15 protein-coding genes are annotated in these 19,809 nt (G+C 69.4%); 11 read left to right on the top strand and 4 right to left on the bottom strand.

Annotation, left to right across the window (positions count from 1 at the left end):
• Nucleotides 1-147 precede the first annotated feature (147 nt).
• The 9 genes from SSP08S_RS28745 to SSP08S_RS28700 all read left to right on the top strand — a co-directional run bounded on the left by SSP08S_RS28745 (nt 148) and on the right by SSP08S_RS28700 (nt 12,961).
• Entirely contained in the window at nt 148-1,989 is a 1,842-nt protein-coding gene (locus SSP08S_RS28745) for an APC family permease (RefSeq protein ID WP_019071101.1), read from the top strand.
• Between the two features lie 460 nt (nt 1,990-2,449).
• Nucleotides 2,450-2,539, top strand: a complete 90-nt coding sequence (kdpF, locus tag SSP08S_RS58755) for a K(+)-transporting ATPase subunit F (RefSeq protein ID WP_016434100.1) — start codon at nt 2,450-2,452, stop codon at nt 2,537-2,539.
• A gap of 8 nt (nt 2,540-2,547) precedes the next feature.
• On the top strand, nt 2,548-4,212 hold the full coding sequence (gene kdpA / locus SSP08S_RS28730) for a potassium-transporting ATPase subunit KdpA (RefSeq protein ID WP_019071099.1): 1,665 nt from the start codon (nt 2,548-2,550) through the stop codon (nt 4,210-4,212).
• A 56-nt stretch (nt 4,213-4,268) separates the two neighbouring features.
• Nucleotides 4,269-6,368: a potassium-transporting ATPase subunit KdpB gene (gene kdpB, locus SSP08S_RS28725; RefSeq protein ID WP_019071098.1), complete on the top strand. Its 2,100-nt coding sequence runs from the start codon at nt 4,269-4,271 to the stop codon at nt 6,366-6,368.
• Nucleotides 6,369-6,374: 6 nt separating this feature from the next.
• The gene (locus SSP08S_RS28720; RefSeq protein ID WP_019071097.1) at nt 6,375-7,007 is read left to right on the top strand and encodes a potassium-transporting ATPase subunit C; all 633 of its coding nucleotides are present in this window, start codon (nt 6,375-6,377) and stop codon (nt 7,005-7,007) included.
• Nucleotides 7,008-7,095: 88 nt separating this feature from the next.
• Nucleotides 7,096-7,779: a response regulator gene (locus tag SSP08S_RS28715; RefSeq protein WP_019071096.1), complete on the top strand. Its 684-nt coding sequence runs from the start codon at nt 7,096-7,098 to the stop codon at nt 7,777-7,779.
• 1 nt (nt 7,780) lies between these two features.
• Nucleotides 7,781-10,327 carry a DUF4118 domain-containing protein gene (locus SSP08S_RS28710; protein ID WP_019071095.1) on the top strand — a complete coding sequence of 849 codons (2,547 nt, stop codon included), beginning with the start codon at nt 7,781-7,783 and terminating at the stop codon, nt 10,325-10,327.
• A 53-nt stretch (nt 10,328-10,380) separates the two neighbouring features.
• On the top strand, nt 10,381-11,826 hold the full coding sequence (locus SSP08S_RS28705) for a glycoside hydrolase family 43 protein (protein WP_019071094.1): 1,446 nt from the start codon (nt 10,381-10,383) through the stop codon (nt 11,824-11,826).
• 91 nt (nt 11,827-11,917) lie between these two features.
• Nucleotides 11,918-12,961: an endo-1,4-beta-xylanase gene (locus SSP08S_RS28700; protein ID WP_019071093.1), complete on the top strand. Its 1,044-nt coding sequence runs from the start codon at nt 11,918-11,920 to the stop codon at nt 12,959-12,961.
• A gap of 103 nt (nt 12,962-13,064) precedes the next feature.
• On the opposite strand, the gene SSP08S_RS28695 is transcribed toward SSP08S_RS28700, so the two are convergent.
• The gene (locus tag SSP08S_RS28695; protein ID WP_026178910.1) at nt 13,065-13,256 is read right to left on the bottom strand and encodes a DUF5999 family protein; all 192 of its coding nucleotides are present in this window, start codon (nt 13,254-13,256) and stop codon (nt 13,065-13,067) included.
• Between the two features lie 284 nt (nt 13,257-13,540).
• A complete protein-coding gene (locus tag SSP08S_RS28690; protein ID WP_019071091.1) occupies nt 13,541-14,125 on the bottom strand; it encodes a hypothetical protein in 585 nt (194 codons plus the stop codon).
• Nucleotides 14,126-14,646: 521 nt separating this feature from the next.
• On the opposite strand from SSP08S_RS28690, the gene SSP08S_RS28685 reads away from it, so the two are divergent.
• Nucleotides 14,647-16,164 (top strand): glutamate-cysteine ligase family protein, encoded by a 1,518-nt coding sequence (locus SSP08S_RS28685; RefSeq protein ID WP_019071090.1) that lies wholly within the window; start codon nt 14,647-14,649, stop codon nt 16,162-16,164.
• Nucleotides 16,165-16,176: 12 nt separating this feature from the next.
• On the opposite strand, the gene SSP08S_RS28680 is transcribed toward SSP08S_RS28685, so the two are convergent.
• Entirely contained in the window at nt 16,177-17,961 is a 1,785-nt protein-coding gene (locus SSP08S_RS28680; protein WP_026178909.1) for a substrate-binding and VWA domain-containing protein, read from the bottom strand.
• Nucleotides 17,962-18,100: 139 nt separating this feature from the next.
• Between SSP08S_RS28680 and SSP08S_RS28675 the strand changes: the two genes are divergently transcribed.
• Nucleotides 18,101-18,901 (top strand): CPBP family intramembrane glutamic endopeptidase, encoded by an 801-nt coding sequence (locus SSP08S_RS28675; protein WP_019071088.1) that lies wholly within the window; start codon nt 18,101-18,103, stop codon nt 18,899-18,901.
• Nucleotides 18,902-18,929: 28 nt separating this feature from the next.
• Here the strand turns inward: SSP08S_RS28675 and SSP08S_RS28670 are convergent, their stop codons facing one another.
• On the bottom strand, nt 18,930-19,742 hold the full coding sequence (locus SSP08S_RS28670; protein WP_019071087.1) for a PhzF family phenazine biosynthesis protein: 813 nt from the start codon (nt 19,740-19,742) through the stop codon (nt 18,930-18,932).
• Between the last annotated feature and the right edge of the window lie 67 nt (nt 19,743-19,809).

Below are 19,809 nucleotides of genomic sequence, written 5' to 3'. Positions count from 1 at the left end.
CGCAGTTGCCCTGGTCACACGCTCGTCAAGTTCGTGTCAAAGAACGCGTGTTCGGCGCGAAGAAGCCGCAAGGAGAAGGAGAAACCCGCGGTGACGGGACCGAACCTGGAGCGCACCCGCGCGTCCGTACCTGAAGGAGCCAGCAGCATGACCGTTCTCACTGTCCAGCCGGACGAGACGCCCGCCGACGAGGAGCCCCCGGATACCGGCGAGCGCCATCGGCTGACCGCCCTCACCGGGTTCGCCGCCCTGTCCCTGGACGCCATGGCGTCGGTGGCCTACGGTCCCGAGGCGATCGTCCTCGTGCTGGCCGCCGCCGGTGCGCGCGGACTCGGCTTCACCCTGCCGGTGACGCTCGCCATCGCCGCCCTGCTGGCGGTGCTCGTCGCGTCGTACCGGCAGGTCATCGCGGCCTTCCCGGACGGCGGCGGCTCCTACGCGGTGGCGAAGACGCATCTGGGCGCGCGGACGAGCCTGGTGGCCGCGGCCTCGCTGGTGCTGGACTACGTCCTGAATGTGGCGGTGGCCGTGACGGCCGGAGTCGCGGCCCTGACGTCGGCCTTCCCGCGCCTGTACGACGACCGGCTGTGGCTGTGTCTCGCGGTGCTGGTGCTGGTCACGGGGGTGAACCTGCGGGGGATCGTGGAGTCGGCGCGCGCCTTCGTCGTGCCGACCGTCGTCTTCGTCGGCTCCATCTTCGTGCTCATCGCGGTCGGTCTGTTCCGGTCCGCGCCCGTGAGCACCGCGACTGCCGACGGCCATGCCTCCGCGCTCGCCGACAACGCGACGAGCGTCGGCACGCTGCTGTTGCTGAAAGCTTTCGCTTCCGGCTGCAGCGCCCTCACCGGCGTCGAGGCCATCGCCAACGCCGTCCCCTCCTTCCGCGCACCCCGCGTGAAACGGGCCCAGCGCGCGGAGGTCGCCCTCGGCGCGGTGCTCGGCGTGATGCTGATCGGCCTGTCGGTGCTGATCTCCCGCTTCCACCTCCAGCCCGTCCAGGGCGTCACCGTCCTCGCCCAGCTCGCGGACGCCTCCCTCGGCCACAACTGGGCTTTCTACGTCATCCAGTTCGCGACGATGATCCTGCTCGCCCTGTCCGCGAACACGTCCTTCGGCGGGCTGCCCGTACTGCTGAAGCTGCTGGCCCGGGACAACTACCTCCCGCACGTCTTCGCGTTGAAGGCCGACCGCCAGGTGCACCGGCACGGGGTGCTCGCGCTGGCCGCGGTCTCGGCGGCCCTGCTGGTGTTCTCCGGGGGCGACACCAACACCCTCGTGCCGCTCTTCGCGATCGGCGTCTTCGTCGGGTTCACCGTCGCCCAGGTGGGCATGGTCCGGCACTGGCGCGGCGAGCGAGGCACCGGCTGGCGCGGCAAGGCCCTCCTGAACGGCTTCGGCGCGCTTCTCACGGGCATCGCGGCGGTCGTCGTCACCGCGAGCAAGTTCGAGGAGGGCGCCTGGCTGATCGTGATCACCCTGCCGCTGCTCGTGCTCGCCTTCGAGACCGTGCACCGCGCCTACGGGCACATCGGCGAGCGCCTGGGCCTCGGCCGTATTCCAGACCCTCCGCACCGCGACCGGTCGGTGGTGATCGTGCCGGTCTCCTCCCTCACCCGGCTCACTTCCGAGGCCCTGACGGCAGCCGCCTCCCTCGGCGACGAGGTCCGCGCGGTCACCGTCTGCTACCCCGATCCCGAGGACCGCGCCCACCTCCACACCCTGGAACGCGCCTGGGCCGAGTGGAACCCCGGCGTCCCCCTGGTCCGCCTCACCTGCGAACGCCGCACACTGGGCCGCCCGATCGCCGCGTACGTAAGGGACGTGTCGGCAACCGAGCCGGACACCCGCGTCACCGTCCTGATCGCCGAGGTCGAGCCCGTACGGCTCTGGCAACGGCTGCTCCAGAACCAGCGCGGGGCCGTCGTCGCCCACGCGGTACGGCGGGACACCGACGCGGTGATCTGCCGGCTGCGGTTCCGGCTGTTCTGACACGCGGGGTGCGGCGCGGGCGCCCTTGCTTCGCCACCGGGGCGCGGCGCCCACACCTGCGCCTGCCGCGAGGCGTCGACGCGGAGCCGCCTGCGGGTCGGTGCGGGTGGGTTGGGGCGGAGGCGCCCGCGGGCCCGGCGCCCGCGTTGCCGTAGAACCGCATGCGGCCCGGTACCGACACCGCCGGAATCCGCCCGCGACCCCGAGCCCCGCACCCCCGTAGAACCTCGCTCGGCAGCCGCAGCCCGGTGCTGCCGTAAGAGTCCCGTCAAAGGCGTGCGTGCCGCCGTATGGGACCCGTCAACGGTGGCCGAATCGGGTCGGGGGCGCGGTTACCTCTAAGCGTCCGTTCCATTCGAACCTCAATCCAGGAGCTCACGATGGCCGATCTGGCCTTCGTCGTCACCACGATCGCGGTCTTCGCGTTGGTGGCCCTCGTCGCCAAGGGGGTGACGAAGCTGTGACCGCCGAGAACATCGTCGGCCTCGTCGTGGCCGTCGCCCTGCTGGGCTATCTCGTCCTCGCCCTGATCTTCCCGGAGAGGTTCTGAGCAACGACATGGGTCCCGTACTCGCAGGCGTCCTCCAGTTGCTCGCCCTCATAGGCGCGCTGGCACTCGCCTACATCCCGCTCGGCAACTACATGGCCCGGGTCTACTCCTCCGACAAGCACCTGCGCGTCGAGACGTGGATCTACAAGGGCATCGGTGCCGACCCGAACACCGAGATGCGCTGGCCCGCGTATCTGCGCGGAGTGCTCGCCTTCTCGGCCGTCGGGGTCTTCTTCCTCTATCTGCTGCAGCGGATCCAAGGGATCCTGCCCGGGTCGCTGGGGTTCTCCTCCGTCAATCCGGCGCAGTCGTTCAACACGGCCGTGTCGTTCGTGACGAACACCAACTGGCAGTCGTACTACGGCGAGCAGACCATGGGTCACGTCGTGCAGACCGCCGGTCTCGCCGTGCAGAACTTCGTCTCCGCGGCCGTCGGCATCGCTGTCGCGGTCGCTCTCGTACGGGGCTTCGCGCGCTCCCGCACCGGTGAACTCGGCAACTTCTGGGCCGACTTGGTGCGTGGCACGATTCGTATCCTGGTGCCGTTGTCGGTGGTCGCCGCTGTCGTCCTCGTTGCCTGCGGGGCTGTCCAGAACTTCTCCGGGATCCACGAGGTCGGGCAGTTCATGGGCGGGCACCAGCAGTGGAACGGCGGTGCGGTCGCCTCGCAGGAGGCCATCAAGGAGATCGGCACCAACGGCGGCGGATACTTCAACGCCAACTCCGCACACCCCTTCGAGAACCCGACGCCGTTCACCAACCTCTTCGAGATCTTCCTGCTGCTGGTCATCCCGTTCGCACTGACCCGCACCTTCGGCGTGATGGTCGGCTCGATCAAGCAGGGCTACGCGATCCTCGCCACCATGGCCACCATCTGGGTCGGCTTCGTCGCCCTGATGATGTGGACCGAGTTCGCCCACCACGGCTCGGCGCTCCAGATCGCCGGCGGTGCGATGGAGGGCAAGGAACAGCGCATCGGCGTAGGTGCTTCCTCGATCTTCGCGGTGTCGACCACCCTGACCTCAACGGGCGCCGTGGACTCCTTCCACTCCTCGTTCACCGGTCTCGGCGGCGGAATCACCATCCTGGGCATGCAGTTGGGCGAGATCGCGCCTGGTGGTACCGGCTCCGGCCTCTACGGCATGCTGATCATGGCGGTCATCGCGGTGTTCATCGCCGGGCTCATGGTCGGCCGTACGCCCGAGTACCTGGGCAAGAAGATCGGCACCCGCGAGATGAAGCTCGCGGCCTGCTACATCCTGATCACCCCCGCCCTGGTGCTGATCTTCGCGGCCGCCTCCATGGCGCTGCCGACCCCGCCGCACTCGATGCTGAACTCCGGCGCGCACGGCTTCTCCGAGGTGCTGTACGCCTTCACCTCCGCCGCGAACAACAACGGCTCGGCGTTCGCCGGTCTCAACGCGAACACCGACTGGTTCAACACCATGACCGGGCTCGCGATGCTGCTCGGCCGCTTCCTGCCGATGGTGTTCGTGCTGGCGCTGGCCGGTTCGCTTGCCGAGCAGAAGCCGGTGCCGGTCACCGCGGGCACCCTGCGCACCGAAAAGCCTCTGTTCACCGGCCTGTTGGTGGGCGCGATCCTCATCATCACCGGTCTGACCTACTTCCCGGCGCTGGCGCTGGGCCCGCTGGCCGAGGGGCTGGCGTCATGAGCACCCGTACAGAGAACACAGAGAACACAGAGAACACAGAGAACCAAGAGGACTCGATGTCCACAGCCACTCCGACCAGGGCGCCGCACAGCGATGTGCCGACCGGGCACAAGTCCCCCGAGAGCCGTGTCGGCGCGGGCTTGTTCGACCCGAAGCAACTGATCAAGTCCCTGCCCGACGCCTGCCGCAAGCTCGACCCGCGGGTGATGGTCAAGTCGCCCGTCATGTTCGTGGTGTGGATCGGGTCCGTGCTGACCACGGTGTTCTCCTTCAAGGACCCGGGCGACTGGTTCGGCTGGGCGATCAGCGCCTGGCTGTGGCTGACCGTCATCTTCGCCAACCTCGCGGAGGCCGTCGCCGAGGGCCGCGGCAAGGCGCAGGCCGACACCCTGCGCAAGGCCAAGACCGACACGGTGGCCCGGCGGCTCAACGGCACCGTCGAGGAACAGGTCCCCGGCACCGAACTCCGCATCGGCGACCTGGTCGTGTGCGAGGCCGGCGACATCATCCCCGGCGACGGTGACGTCGTAGAAGGTGTGGCGAGTGTCGACGAGTCGGCCATCACTGGCGAGTCCGCGCCCGTCATCCGCGAGTCCGGCGGCGACCGTTCGGCCGTCACCGGCGGGACGAAGGTCCTCTCCGACCGCATCGTCATCAAGATCACGACGAAGCCCGGCGAGACCTTCATCGACCGCATGATCGCCCTCGTCGAGGGCGCCGCCCGGCAGAAGACGCCCAACGAGATCGCCCTGAACATCCTTCTCGCGTCCCTCACCATCGTCTTCCTGCTCGCCTGCGCCACGCTGCCGCCGTTCGCGGACTACGCGGGCACGCACCTCACGATGATCGTGCTGGTGGCGCTCCTGGTCTGCCTCATCCCTACGACCATCGGAGCGTTGCTCTCGGCGATCGGTATCGCGGGCATGGACCGGCTGGTGCAGCGGAACGTACTGGCCATGTCCGGCAGGGCGGTTGAGGCCGCGGGCGATGTCTCGACGCTGCTGCTCGACAAGACCGGCACCATCACCCTCGGCAACCGCCAGGCCTCCGAGTTCGTGCCGGTGACCGGCACCACCGCGGCCCAACTCGCCGACGCCGCCCAGCTCTCCTCGCTGGCCGACGAGACGCCGGAGGGCCGCTCCATCGTCGTACTGGCGAAGGAGAAGTACGACCTGCGCGAACGCCACCAGGGCGAGTTGGCGCACGCCGAGTGGATCGCCTTCACCGCCCAGACCCGGATGTCCGGCGTGGACGTGGACGGGCGCAAGATCCGCAAGGGCGCGGCCGGTTCGGTCGTCGCCTGGGTCCGGGAGCGGGGCGGCGAGGTGTCCGAGGACGCCGGCGCGCTCACCGACCGGATCTCCGCGGCGGGCGGCACGCCGCTGCTCGTAGCCGTCGAAGACGCCGACGGCGCACGGGTGTTGGGCGTCATTCACCTCAAGGACGTCGTCAAGGCGGGCATGCGCGAGCGGTTCGACGAGCTGCGCCGCATGGGCATCAAGACCGTCATGATCACGGGCGACAACCCGCTGACCGCCAAGGCGATCGCGGACGAGGCCGGCGTCGACGACTTCCTCGCGGAGGCCACTCCCGAGGACAAGATGGCGCTCATCAAGCGGGAGCAGGCCGGCGGCAAGCTGGTCGCGATGACCGGTGACGGTACGAACGACGCGCCGGCCCTCGCACAGGCGGACGTCGGCGTGGCGATGAACACGGGGACGTCCGCCGCGAAGGAGGCCGGCAACATGGTCGACCTCGACTCGAACCCGACCAAGCTCATCGAGATCGTCGAGATCGGCAAGCAACTCCTCATCACCCGGGGTGCGTTGACGACGTTCTCCATCGCCAACGACGTCGCCAAGTACTTCGCGATCATCCCGGCGCTGTTCGCGGCGGTCTACCCGGGCCTCGACAAGCTCAACATCATGCACCTGGCGTCGCCCGACTCCGCGATCCTCTCTGCGGTCATCTTCAACGCGCTGGTCATCATCGCGCTGGTGCCGCTCTCCCTGCGGGGCGTGCAGTATCGGCCGGTCAGCGCCGACAAGATGCTCCGCCGCAACCTGGGGATCTACGGCATCGGCGGCCTGATCGCGCCCTTCATCGGCATCAAGCTCATCGACCTGCTCATCTCCCTCATCCCCGGAATCGGCTGACCAGCTATGAACAACTCGGTATCCAACACAGCCCGGTTGCTCTGGGCGGCCCTGCGTGCCCTCCTCGTGCTGACCCTGGTGACCGGCGTCATCTACCCGCTGGCGGTCACGGGGGTGGCCCAGGCCCTGTTCAACAACAAGGCGAACGGTTCGGAGATCAAGGCGGACGGCAAGGTCGTCGGTTCCTCGCTGATCGGTCAACAGGGCTACAGCCTGGACTACTTCCAGGGGCGTCCGGCCAACGGCCTGGGCACGAACTCGGTCAACACGCAGTACAAGCTGATCCTCTCCGGTGCCACCAACCTCTCCGCCGACAGCAAGGTGCTCGTCAAGCAGGTGGAGGACGCCAAGGCGGCGGTCGTGAAGAACAACTCCACGGCCGACTACAAGGTGAAGCCCTCCCAGGTCCCGGCCGACGCCGTCACCTCCTCCGGCTCCGGCCTCGACCCGGACATCTCCCCGTCCTACGCCGAACTCCAGGTCCACCGGGTCGCCGAGCGGAACCACCTCTCCGTCAGCCAGGTGGAGAAGCTGGTCAAGGACCACACCGACGGCCGCACCCTCGGTTTCATCGGCGAGCCCACGGTGAACGTCCTCGAACTCAACATCGCGCTCAAGTCCCTTGTGACGAAGAGCTGATGGCGGTACGCGACCGGCAGGGGAGTCGGCGGCCCGGTGCCGCCGACTCCCGCCGCCATGCCAGGGACCACACGAAAGGCACACCCCCATGACACGGGTGCTGGTGGTGGAGGACGACCCGCAGCTCGTACGGGCCCTCGTGATCAACATGCAGGCCCGCCAGTACGGCGTGGACGCGGCCCCCGACGGCGCCACCGCGCTGCGGCTCGCGGCCATGCGACAGCCGGACGTCGTGATGCTCGACCTCGGACTGCCCGACATGGACGGCGTCGACGTCATCAAGGCGCTGCGCGGCTGGACCCGGGTCCCGATCCTGGTGCTGTCGGCCCGGCAGGCCTCCGACGAGAAGGTCGCCGCCCTCGACGCGGGCGCCGACGACTACATCACCAAGCCGTTCAGCATGGACGAACTCCTGGCCCGGCTACGGGCCGCGGTCCGCCGCGTCGAGGACGTGCCGCTCGCCCCGGCCACCACCCTGGTCACCACCGACGACTTCACCATCGACCTGCTCGCCAAGAAGGTCACGCGCGCCGGGCACGACATCCGGCTCACGCCCACCGAGTGGCATCTGCTGGAGATCCTGATCACCAACCCGGGCCGCCTCGTCACACAGAAGTACCTGCTGCAGGAGGTGTGGGGGGTCAGCCAGAGCAACAAGACCAACTATCTCCGGGTCTACATGGCCCAGTTGAGAAGGAAGTTGGAGGGGGACCCGTCGAGCCCCCGCTATCTGATCACCGAGCCCGGCATGGGCTACCGCTTCGAAGGATGACATGGGACGCGGCAAGCTCCGGATCTACCTCGGCGCGGCACCGGGCGTCGGCAAGACGTACGCGATGCTGTCCGAGGCGCACCGCCGAACCGAGCGGGGCACCGACTGCGTGGTCGCGTTCGTCGAGCACCACAACCGGCCGCGCACCGAGGTGATGCTGCACGGCCTGGAGGAGATCCCGCGCCGCGAACTCGCCTACCGGGACACGACGTTCAGCGAGATGGACGTCGACGCGGTCCTCGCCCGCCACCCCGAGGTGGCCCTCGTCGACGAGCTCCCGCACACCAACATCCCCGGGTCCCGCAACGCCAAGCGCTGGCAGGACATCGAGGAATTGCTGGCGGCGGGCATCGACGTGATCTCGACCGTCAACATCCAACACCTGGAATCCCTGGGCGACATCGTCGAGTCCATCACCGGCGTGCGGCAGCAGGAGACCGTCCCGGACGAGGTCGTCCGCCGGGCCGACCAGATCGAACTCGTCGACATGTCACCACCCGCGCTGCGGCGCCGCATGGCCCACGGCAACATCTACAAGCCGGACAAGGTCGACGCGGCCCTCTCCAACTACTTCCGGCCCGGAAACCTCACCGCGCTACGGGAGTTGGCGCTGCTCTGGCTCGCCGACCGGGTCGACGCCTACCTCCAGGAGTACCGCAGCGAGCACCGCGTCTCGGCGATCTGGGGCTCGCGCGAGCGGATCGTCGTAGGCCTGACCGGTGGTCCGGAGGGACGTACGCTGATCCGCCGGGCCGCGCGCCTCGCCGAAAAGGGCGCGGGCGGTGAGGTGTTGGCGCTCTATATCTCCCGCAGCGACGGCCTGACCTCCGCCTCCCCGAAGGAACTGGCCCAACAGCGCACTCTCGTCGAGGACTTGGGCGGCACCTTCCATCAAGTCGTGGGCGAGAACATCCCGGTGGCGCTGTTGGACTTCGCGCGGGGGGTCAACGCCACGCAGATCGTCCTCGGCGTCTCCCGCCGCAAGGGCTGGCAGTACGTCTTCGGGCCCGGTGTCGGTTCGACGGTCGCCAGGGATTCCGGCCCCGACCTCGACGTCCACCTGATCACCCACGACGAGGCGGGCAAGGGGCGCGGACTGCCCGTGAACCGGGGTGCGCGGCTCGGGCGGGCCCGGATCGTCGGCGGCTGGCTGGCCGGGATCGGCGGCCCGCTGCTGCTGACCTGGCTGCTGAGCGGTGTCGCGCCCGAAGTCGGCCTGGCCAACGACATGTTGCTGTATCTGTCGCTGACCGTGGCGGCGGCCCTGCTCGGCGGACTCTTCCCCGCGCTGGCCTCGGCGGCGGTCGGATCGCTGCTGCTGAACTGGTACTTCACCCCGCCCGTGCACACCTTCACCATCGCCGACCCGAAGAACATCGTCGCCATCGCGATCTTCGTGGCCGTGGCGGTGTCCGTCGCGTCGGTGGTCGACCTGGCGGCCCGGCGCACCCATCAAGCGGCCCGGCTGCGCGCCGAGTCGGAGATCCTCTCCTTCCTCGCGGGCAATGTGCTGCGCGGCGAGACCAGCCTGGAGGCGCTCCTGGAACGGGTCCGGGAGACCTTCGGCATGGAGTCCGCCGCCCTGCTGGAGCGCGCGAGCGACGTCGACCCCTGGACCTGCGCGGGCAGCGTCGGCCCGCGCCCCTGCCAGAGCCCCGAGGACGCGGACGTCGACGTACCGGTCGGCGACCACATGGCCCTCGCCCTCTCCGGCCGGGTGCTCCCCGCCGAGGACCGCCGCGTCCTCGCCGCCTTCGCGGCACAGGCAGCCGTCGTACTCGATCGCCGTCGTCTGCGCGAAGAGGCCGACCAGGCCCGCGCGTTGGCCGAGGGCAACCGCATCCGCACGGCTCTCCTGGCCGCCGTGAGCCATGACCTGCGGACGCCCCTCGCCGGTATCAAGGCTGCCGTCACCTCGCTGCGTTCGGAGGACGTCGCCTGGTCGGACGAGGACCAGGCGGAGCTGCTGGCCGGTATCGAGGACGGCGCCGACCGCCTCGACAACCTCGTCGGGAACCTCCTCGACATGTCCCGCCTCCAGACCGGCACGGTCACCCCGATGATCCGCGAAGTGGACCTCGACGAGGTCGTCCCGATGGCGCTGGGCGGAGTCCCCGAGGACACCGTCGAACTCGACATCCCGGAGACGCTGCCCATGGTGGCCGTCGATCCCGGGCTGCTCGAGCGGGCGGTGGCCAACCTGGTCGAGAACGCGGTGAAGTACAGCCCGGAGGGAACTCCCGTACTGGTCAAGGCGAGTGCCATCGCCGACCGCGTCGAGATCCGTGTGGTCGACCGCGGCCCCGGCGTCCCCGACGAGGCGAAGAACCGCATCTTCGAACCCTTCCAGCGCTACGGCGACGCCCCGCGCGGCGCCGGAGTCGGCCTCGGTCTGGCAGTGGCGCGAGGCTTCACCGAGGCCCTCGGCGGCACGCTCAGCGCCGAGGACACACCCGGCGGCGGCCTCACGATGGTCCTCAGCCTCCAACTCGCCCCTGCGAGCGACCTTGCCCCCGTCGAAGGATCCACCTACAGTCCCGCTCCGTAAGGTTCGTAGAGCGGCCCGAATGTTTCGACGGGCCGGACGGAGGGCGGACACCCATGCGGACGTACGACAACCCGGTCATCGGCGGGTTCCATCCCGACCCCAGCGTGTGCCGGGTCGGCGAGGACTACTACCTCGCGTGCTCCAGCTTCGAGTACTTCCCCGGCGTCCCGCTCTTCCACAGCCGGGACCTGGTGCACTGGCGCCAGATCGGCAACGCCCTTGACCGGCCGAGCCAGTTGGACCTGCCGGACGACACCCCCGCCTCGGCCGGAATCTACGCCCCGACCCTCCGCCACCACGACGGCCGCTTCTACCTCATCACCACCGACGTGCGCGGCAAGGGCAACTTCCTCGTCACCGCCGACCGCCCCGAAGGTCCCTGGTCGGACCCGGTGCTCGTCGACGTGCCGGGCATCGACCCCGACCTGGCCTGGGACGAGGACGGCACCTGCTGGTGCGCGGTCGCCGGGGTGAAGGTCGCGGCCATCGACCCCACGACCGGCAAGGTCCTGGAGGGCCCGTTCCCCGTCTGGTCCGGTACCGGACTCCAGCACCCGGAGGCCCCGCACCTCTACCGCGTCGGCGACTGGTGGTACCTGATGCTGGCCGAGGGCGGCACCGCACACGGCCACAGCGTCTCGATCGCCCGCGCCCGCTCCCCGCGCGGCCCCTACGAACCGGCCCCCACGAACCCGATCCTCTCCCACCGCAGCACCGACCTCCCCATCCAGAGCACCGGCCACGCCGACCTGGTCACGGCCCCCGACGGCACCTGGTGGATGGTGCTGCTCGGCACCCGCCCCCGGGGCTGGTTCCCCGGCTTCCATGTGCTGGGCCGCGAGACGTTCCTGACCCCGGTGGAATGGGTGGACGGCTGGCCACGGGTCGGCCCGGTACGGGAACAGCACCCGGCACCGGAGGCCTGGCACCCCTTCCAACTCCCGGCCGTGCGAGACGACTTCGACGCCCAGACCCTCGCCTTCTCCTGGATCTCCCCGCGCAACCGGCCCGACGGCAGCTGGTCGTCGACCGAGCGGCCGGGGTGGCTGACCCTCTCCGCGCAGGCCGGCCCCGTCTTCCTCGGACGGCGACAGCAGCACCCCGACTGCCGGGCGGCGGTCCGCATCGACCCCGGTTCCGGGCGCGCCGGACTCTCCGTCCGCATGGACGAGGCCCATCACTACGACATCGAGGTCGCCGGGGGAGCGGTGAGCGTGGTCGCGCGGATCGGCCCGGTCCGGCAGCGGGTCGTGGAGCAGCCGTTGCCGCCCGGTCCGGTCACCCTCGCCGTCTCGATCAGCACCGCCGACACCGGCACGCGCGGCCCCGACACCCTCACCTTCTCCGTCGAGGGCCCCGAAGGAGCCGTAGAACTCGCCGAGTTGGACGGCCGCTATCTCTCCACCCAGGTCGCCGGAGGCTTCACCGGCCGAGTGATCGGCATGTACGTCACCGAGGGCACGGCGGCCTTCGACTGGTTCGACTACGAGCGGCAGTAGCACAACTTTCTGGATGGATTCCGAAAGTTTCGACCTGCACCGGCACCGGCGCCAACCGACGTACTGCTCATCCATGGACAGGAGTCGCACCATGCCCAGAAACAGACTGAGACTCGCGGGCGCGCTCACCGCTCTCCTCCTCGCCGCGGGGATCGCCGCCGGCCCGCCCGCGCAGGCCCGGGAGAAACAGCCCACCCTCGCCCAACTCGCCGAGCGCCACGGCCGCTACTTCGGCAGCGCCACCGACAACCCCGAGCTGACCGACACCGCGTACACGTCGATCCTCGGCAGCGAGTTCGACATGATCACCCCCGGCAACGGCATGAAGTGGTACGCCACCGAGCCGCAACAGGGCGTCTTCGACTGGACGAACGGCGACCAGATCGTGAACCTCGCCCGCGCCAACCACCAGCGGGTCCGCGCCCACACCCTGGTCTGGCACAGCCAGTTGCCCGACTGGCTCACGTCCGGGACCTGGACGGCGGACGCGCTCAGGGCCGTACTGAAGAAGCACATCATCACCGAGGTGCGGCACTACCGCGGCAAGGTGTACTCGTGGGACGTCGTCAACGAGGCCTTCAACGAGGACGGCACCTACCGCGACACCCTCTGGTACCGGACGCTCGGCCCCGGCTACATCGCCGACGCGCTGCGCTGGGCCCACCAGGCCGACCCGCACGCGAAGTTGTACCTCAACGACTACAACATCGAGGCGACCGGCCCCAAGAGCGACGCCTATTACGCCCTCGCCAAGCAACTCAGGGCCCAGCACGTGCCGTTGGACGGCATCGGGCTCCAGGCGCACCTGGCTCTCCAGTACGGCTATCCGGCGACCCTCGAGGACAACCTCCGCCGCTTCTCCCGCCTCGGGCTCGACACCGCGCTCACCGAGGTCGACGTACGGATGCAACTCCCGGCGACCGACGCCAAGTTGGCGGAACAGGCCGACTGGTACCGGGACCTGACCGGGGCGTGCCTCGCGGTGCGCCGGTGTGTGGGCGTGACCGTATGGGATTACACGGACAAGTATTCGTGGATTCCGGCGTTCTTCCCGGGGGAGGGCGCGGCTCTTCCGTGGGACGAACAGTTCGTGCCCAAGCCCGCCTATTTCGCGCTGCGGGAGGCGCTCGGATAGCGGTCGACTACGGGTCGACTACGCGGAGTGATCAGTCCCGGATATGCGTCGGGGCCGGTGCGCACCTCGTGTGTGCGGCCGGCCCCTCATGTTCCTGAATTGCTCAAGCGGCAGTCATCACCTGGCGGTGTGGGGCGATGATCTGGCCGTCGGGCAGGAGCTCACCGGTGTCCTCGAACAGGAGAACGCCGTTGCACAGCAGGCTCCAGCCCTGTTCGGGATGGCTCGCCATGAGGCGGGCGGATTCCCGGTCGGCTGATTCGGCTGTGGGACACGGTGGCTGGTGCTTGCACATTGGTGGGATCTCTCGCTCTGTTGTGGTCATGTCCGTCCCCCGTGGTGTTGAGTTGGTCCGAACCCAGTGTTGCCCCACGGGCGTCAATCCGCAGGGATTTAGCGGCACCGCTTCTCACAGGTTGATGACGCATCACCCGCGCGGACGGTTCATCCCAATTCCCGGCTCGTACGAGCTATTTCCTGCTCGTACGAGCGTTACGAGCATAAAGAGGATCGGAAACGCGATCGTACCCCGCCACCGGGAATTCGGTGACGGGGTACGGGAGTGACAGCGGAGAGAAGTCAGGCGGGTGAACTGAGTAGCGGCGCCGGAGTCACCCGATGAGTCAGCACCGGCAGCAACTCGGCGACCCGGTGCGGACGGTGGGCCGCGATGCCGGGTGGTGCCGGGGCCAGTGGGACCAGCAGATCGGTCGCGGCGGGGTGGCCGCCGGCGCCGTCCGCGGTGAGATCGCCGTGCAGCCACAGCGTGAGCATGTAGAGGCCGGGCACGGAGAGCAGCCGCGGCTGGTAGGCGCCCTTCATGTTCTCGGCCTGGCGCAGCGCCCGCTCGGTGGCGGCGATGTACGGGCCCTCGAAGAAGTGCGAGAACGCCCAGCCGTCGGGGGTCAGCATCGTCTCGGCGGCGGCGACCGCGCGGTCGCCGCAGCGGATCAGGAAACGCCACCCGGCCAGCGAGGTGACGGCCGTCCCCTCCGGCGTCACACGGTCAAGTACGTGGACGGGCAGCGGGAGTTCGGGTGTGGCGGGCCCCTGGGCCGCGCGCAGGGAGGGGGTTCGGGCCTCGCGGACGGCGGTGGGGGAACCGAGTGCCGTGAGAACGGAGCGCAGTGCGGGCGCGGGAGCCGGGGGGACATGCAGCGGCATGGTGGGTCGCCTCTCATTCGACAGGCACGGTGGCGCGAGGGCGGGACGGGGGCGGACGGCGCTGTCAGCTCTCGGGGTCAGAGAGGCGGGGGCCGGGGGTGCTGTGAACATGGGTGCGGCCTGCCGCACGTCACCTCGACGGCAGGTTCCAGGACCGTGGCGCCAACCTTCTGCCTTGTTCGCGGAGTTTATACGACACGTGTTCAGACGGTGTTTCGTCTAACCGTTTCCCGTATGAACAACAAGGGACCATTCGGCCAGCGATTCGCGGGAATCATCCCGGTTCCGAACCGGGAAAACGGCGATGACCTCGGGATATGTCACCCATGCGGTCGGCCAATTCTCGTCGGCGTTTTTCACGAGGCCCGCATTGCGCGCGGAACGCGCACCGCCCCATGCCTCGTGAATGTGCCGCGGGTCACTTCGCACCAGAGTAGCGGGCGCCGGGCCGCCGCGGGACGTTATCGATCGCCAGGTCTGGGCATCATCCTTCCTACCCGGGACGAGGAGGTGAGGCTTCGATGGGGGAGAAGGTCGTGGCAGGGCCGTTCGAGCTCGCCGACCGCCAGCGCTACCGCGCCAAGCTGCGACGGTGCCTGACGGGGCTAGAGCGGCTGCTGGCCGAGAAGCGGTTCGACCGCCCCAGGAACCTCATGGGGCTGGAGATCGAACTCAACCTCGCGGGCACCGACGGCATGCCGAAAATGTTGAATGCACAAGTCCTCGAACGCATCGCGAGCCGAGATTTCCAAACAGAACTCGCCATGTTCAATCTGGAAGTCAACATTGCCCCACATCGATTGGAGGGCCGGGTATTCGACCGGCTCGCCGAGGAGATCCGTACGTCACTGGCATATGCCCACCGGAAAGCGGGCGAGGTCGACGCCGGAATAGTGATGATCGGCATTCTGCCCACGCTCGATCGGGACGACCTGGTCTCCTCGAACCTCTCGGCGGTCGACCGCTACACCCTGCTCAACGATCAGATCGTGGCCGCCCGGGGCGAGGATTTCGTCCTCGACATCGACGGCGTCGAGCACCTCACCTGCACCTCGGGCTCCATCGCCCCCGAAGCCGCCTGCACCTCCGTGCAGTTGCACCTCCAGGTCACCCCGGACCGCTTCGCCGACGTGTGGAACGCGGCCCAGGCCGTCGCCGCCGCGCAGGTCGCCGTGGGCGCCAACTCGCCCTTCCTGTTCGGCCGCGAGCTGTGGCCCGAGTCCCGCCCGCCGCTCTTCCAGCAGGCCACCGACACCCGCCCGCCCGAACTCCAGGCCCAGGGCGTCCGCCCCCGCACCTGGTTCGGCGAACGCTGGGTGACCTCGGCGTACGACCTCTTCGAGGAGAACCTCCGCTACTTCCCGCCGCTGCTCCCGGTCCACGACGACGAGGAACCCCTCGACGTCCTCGACGCCGGCGGCATCCCCACCCTCGCCGAACTCGTCCTGCACAACGGCACGGTGTACCGCTGGAACCGCCCGGTCTACGGCATCGCCGACGGCGTCCCGCATCTGCGCGTCGAGAACCGCGTCCTGCCCGCGGGCCCCACCGTCACCGACGTCATCGCCAACACGGCCTTCTACTACGGCGTCGTCCGCGCCCTCGCCGAGGAGTCACGGCCGGTGTGGACCCGGCTGCCCTTCGAGGCCGCCGCCGCCAACTTCGACACCGCGTGCCGCCACGGCATCGACGCCCGCCTGCTCTGGCCCCGGCGCGGACGGCTCGGCGGCACCACCGAGATCGACGCCGTGGCCCTCGTACGCGACGAACTCCTGCCGCTCGCCGAGGCCGGACTCGACGCCTGGGGGGTCGAACCGGCCGACCGGGACCTGTACTTGGGCGTGATCGACGAACGCTGCCGACGCCGGGCCAACGGCGCGACCTGGCAGTCCGCCACCTTCCACCGCGCCCTCGAACAGGGCCTCACCAGAGAAGCCGCCTTCGCCGCGACGACCCGCCGCTACAGCGAGCTGATGCACCTCGGTGAGCCGGTGCACACGTGGCCGGTGGGCCTCCCCGAACCGGCACCGCTGGGGTGAACCGCCTTTGTCTCAGCCCGAGTCGGCGGAGGCTCCCGCCGCGCCCGCCGCCACGATGGCCTGGAGGATCACCGACTGGATCTGCGCGGGGTTGCTCACCTCGTGGCCCGAGCCGCCGGTCGCCTCGGCGATCTGCCGGGCCTCCTCCTTGTCGGCCTCGGGACCCACCGCGATCATGATCAGCGGCACCGGCCGCTCCGGGCTGGCGAGTTGGCGCAGTTCCTTGAGGAGCGTGGTGCGCGAGATGCTGCCCGGGTCCTGGTTGACCCCGTCGGTCAGAATCACCAGCGCGTTGAACTTCCCGTCCGTATAAGAGGACGTGGCCGCCTTGTACGCGGCGAGCGTCGTGTCGTAGAGCCCCGTCGCCCCGTTCGGCACCGGCTTCAGACTCCCGAACGCCGCCGACAGCCGGTCCCGTTGGGTGCCGCCGCCCACACGGTCGCCGAGCCGCTCGGTCGGCACCAGGACGCGGTAGTCCTTGTCGCCGTCGAGCTTCGTGGAGAACTCCCACAGTCCGATCTCGTCCTCGGGCGTGAACGTGGCCAGCGCCTGCAGCAGCGACGCCTTGGTGACGTCCATCCGCGACTGCCCGGTCCCCGGCACCGGCTCCGACATCGACGACGACGCGTCCACGACCGTGGTGATCCGCGCGCTCTGCACCGTGATCGTCCACGTCCCCAGGGCCTCCTGGAGCGCCGCGTCGGAGGCAGGCTCGGCGGGCGCCACGGCGTACGGCTGGGGACTGCTGCCGCCGGCCTTGGCGACCACCGCCTTCGGCGCGTCCTCGTCGTCGGTGCGGAAGCCGTACTTCTCCATCAGTCTCTGCTGCGCGGGCTGGCTCAGAAACGTCATGAACCGGATCGCGGCCCGGCTCTCGTCCGTCGTCAGCCGCTCCCGGTCCACCAGGTTGTACGGGTAGTCCAGCCGGGGAGAGCCGTCCTTCGGATAGAACAGGTCCAAACTCCCGCCGCCGTCGGACCCGTTGTACGCGAACGCCGACTGTTCGCTCAGCACCAGCGCCTGGTTGCGCTTCGGATTGCCCTGCTCGGTGCCCGAGGAGTCGCGCGGCAGGGTGTCCAGGACCTGGCTGTCGGTGTCCGAGATCCGCTGCGACAGCGTCTTCATCATCGCCGCCGCCTGCGTGTCACCGCCCTTGACCTTGGCTGCGGCCGTACTGAGCTGCGTCAGCGCGAGCAGCCCGGTCGCGCTGCGCGCCGGATCGGCCGCGCCCAGCCGCAGCGAGTCGTCCTGGAGGGTGGCCCCGGCCAGGTCCAGCCAGGTGTACGTCTTCTTCGGCCACCCCAGTGACTTCGCGGCGGCCGGCACCATCGCCACACCGACCGGGGTGGAGGCGACGTTGCCCGCGGGAGTCGCCTCCGTCGCGTCCGAGTCGGCGGCCGACGTGACCTGGTTCACCCACAACTCCGAGTCGGGCACCCACACCTGGACGTCCGGGTGCTTGCCCGACTTGAGCGTGTCCGCGAACTTGTACGACTCCTGGGCGGTCACCGAGATGTTCAGGCACTGCCCGTCGGACGTGATGTTCTCGTCGCGCGCCTTGCCGGCCGCCGCGCGCAGGGCGGGGGCCATGTCGGGGGAGGCGGCCAGTTTCAGACGTACCGCGTCCTTGCGGCAGGAGGAACCGAAGGAGAGCAGTCCACTCTGCACCGCGGCCGCGGTACCGCCGGCGACGGTCAGCACGAGCACCGTGGCGAGGGCCACCTTGCGGCGCCGCGCACGAGGACGGGGGTCGCTGCCGCCCGCCCTCTGCGGATCGGGCAAGCTGTGACGTCCCATGACGGTGGTGCCCCTCCCTGTTGAACCTCGTGCCTCCGTCTCCCCCAACGGCCTGTCGCGCACGATCTTCGTAAGTTCTTTCGAGACCCTAGCGGGGCGAAGATGGGCATGAGGCGGGATTTCCGAACTGAAGGCAGGTGTGCAGGTGGAGGCAGGGCAGGTGGCCGAAACTTTTCCGCTGGAGCGGCCCACACGGCGGATTCTCCGGTCCGAGGCACTGCTCGTTCTGGGGCTTTCGCTCGGTGCGAGCGGAGTGTCCGCCCTGATCAGCTTTGTCGGATCGGTCACGAAACCGGGCGGTCTCAAGGACCAGGCGGCCACCCTCAACGCCTCGGCCGCGCCCGGCCGTCCATGGCTGGATCTCGCCTGGCAGCTCTTCGGAATCGCCTCGGCCCTCGTCCCCGTCGCCCTCGTCGCGCACTTCCTCCTCCGGGAGGGCGCGAGCCTGCGCACGATCGGCTTCGACCGCACCCGGCCCTGGCCCGACCTGGGCCGCGGCGCGGCGATCGCGGCGGTGATCGGCAGCACCGGCATCGCGTTCTACCTGGCCGCACGGGGTCTCGGCTTCAACCTCACCGTGGTGCCCGAGGCGCTGCCCGACGTCTGGTGGAAGTACCCGGTCCTGATCCTCTCCGCTATGCAGAACGCGATCCTCGAAGAAGTGATCGTCGTGGGCTATCTCCTGCGCCGCCTCGGCCAGTTGGGCTGGACGCCGGGCACCGCGCTGGTGGCCAGTTCCGTACTGCGCGGTAGCTACCACCTCTACCAGGGCATCGGCGGATTCGTCGGCAACATGGTGATGGGTGTGGTCTTCGTCTACCTGTACCGCCGTTGGGGCCGTGTGGGCCCGCTGGTCGTGGCGCATTCCCTGCTCGACATCGGGGCGTTCGTCGGCTATGCGCTGCTGGCGGGGAAGGTGGGCTGGCTGCCGACCGCGTAAGTCGCCTGAGCGGCAGGTCTGTTGAGGTTCAGGCGAGCAGCTCGCCGTCGATGACGGTGACCGCGCGACCGGTCAACAGGGTCCGGTCGCCGCGCAGTTCGGTACGGACGAGCCCGGACCGGGGCGAGGCCTGAAGCCCGGTGAGAGTGGTGTGCCCGAGCCGCTCGGACCAGTACGGAGCCAGCGCCGTGTGCGCGCTGCCGGTGACCGGGTCCTCGTCGATCCCGACGTTCGGGAAGAAGCACCGGGAGACGAAGTCGTAGCCCCGCGTGGGGTCTTCGGCGCGGGCGGTCGCGATGATCCCGCGCTCGGAGTAGGCGGCGAGCGCCTTGTGGTCGGGCGTCAGTCCTACGACGGTCTTCTCGTCGGCGAGTTCGACGACCAGGTCGCCGACGTTCGGCCCGGTGTCCACGGCGGTCAGCGCCTCGGCGCCCAGGGCCTCGGCGACGCCGTCCGGGATCTCGACCGGGGTGAGCGGGGCGGTCGGAAAGTCGAGGGTGATCGACCCGTCCGGCGCCGGCGTGGCGATGAGCACACCGCTCCGGGTGGCGAACCGCACGGGGCCCTCGTGGACGCCGGTGGTGTGCAGCACATGGGCCGTCGCGAGGGTCGCGTGTCCGCACATCGCGACCTCGGTGGCCGGCGTGAACCACCGCAGCGCCCAGTCGGCCGCCCCGCCCTCGGGCAGCGGGTGCGCGAACGCCGTCTCGGCGTGATTGACCTCCAGCGCGACCTTCTGCAACCAGTCGTCGCCCTCCGGGAAGACGTCGAGCAGCACGACCCCGGCCGGGTTGCCGGCGAAGGGGCGGTCGGTGAACGCGTCGACGATTCGAATCCGCATGCTTTGACGCTAGAGGGACTCTGGCCTGCCGGGCCAAGGCCAATTCGGGGATGGTGGACTGATTCGG

The sequence above is a fragment of the Streptomyces hokutonensis genome (assembly GCF_000376565.1).
Taxonomy (GTDB): domain Bacteria; phylum Actinomycetota; class Actinomycetes; order Streptomycetales; family Streptomycetaceae; genus Streptomyces; species Streptomyces hokutonensis.
The sequence above is the reverse complement of the archived record's forward strand: the minus strand, read 5'-3'. Positions and strand labels throughout refer to the sequence as shown.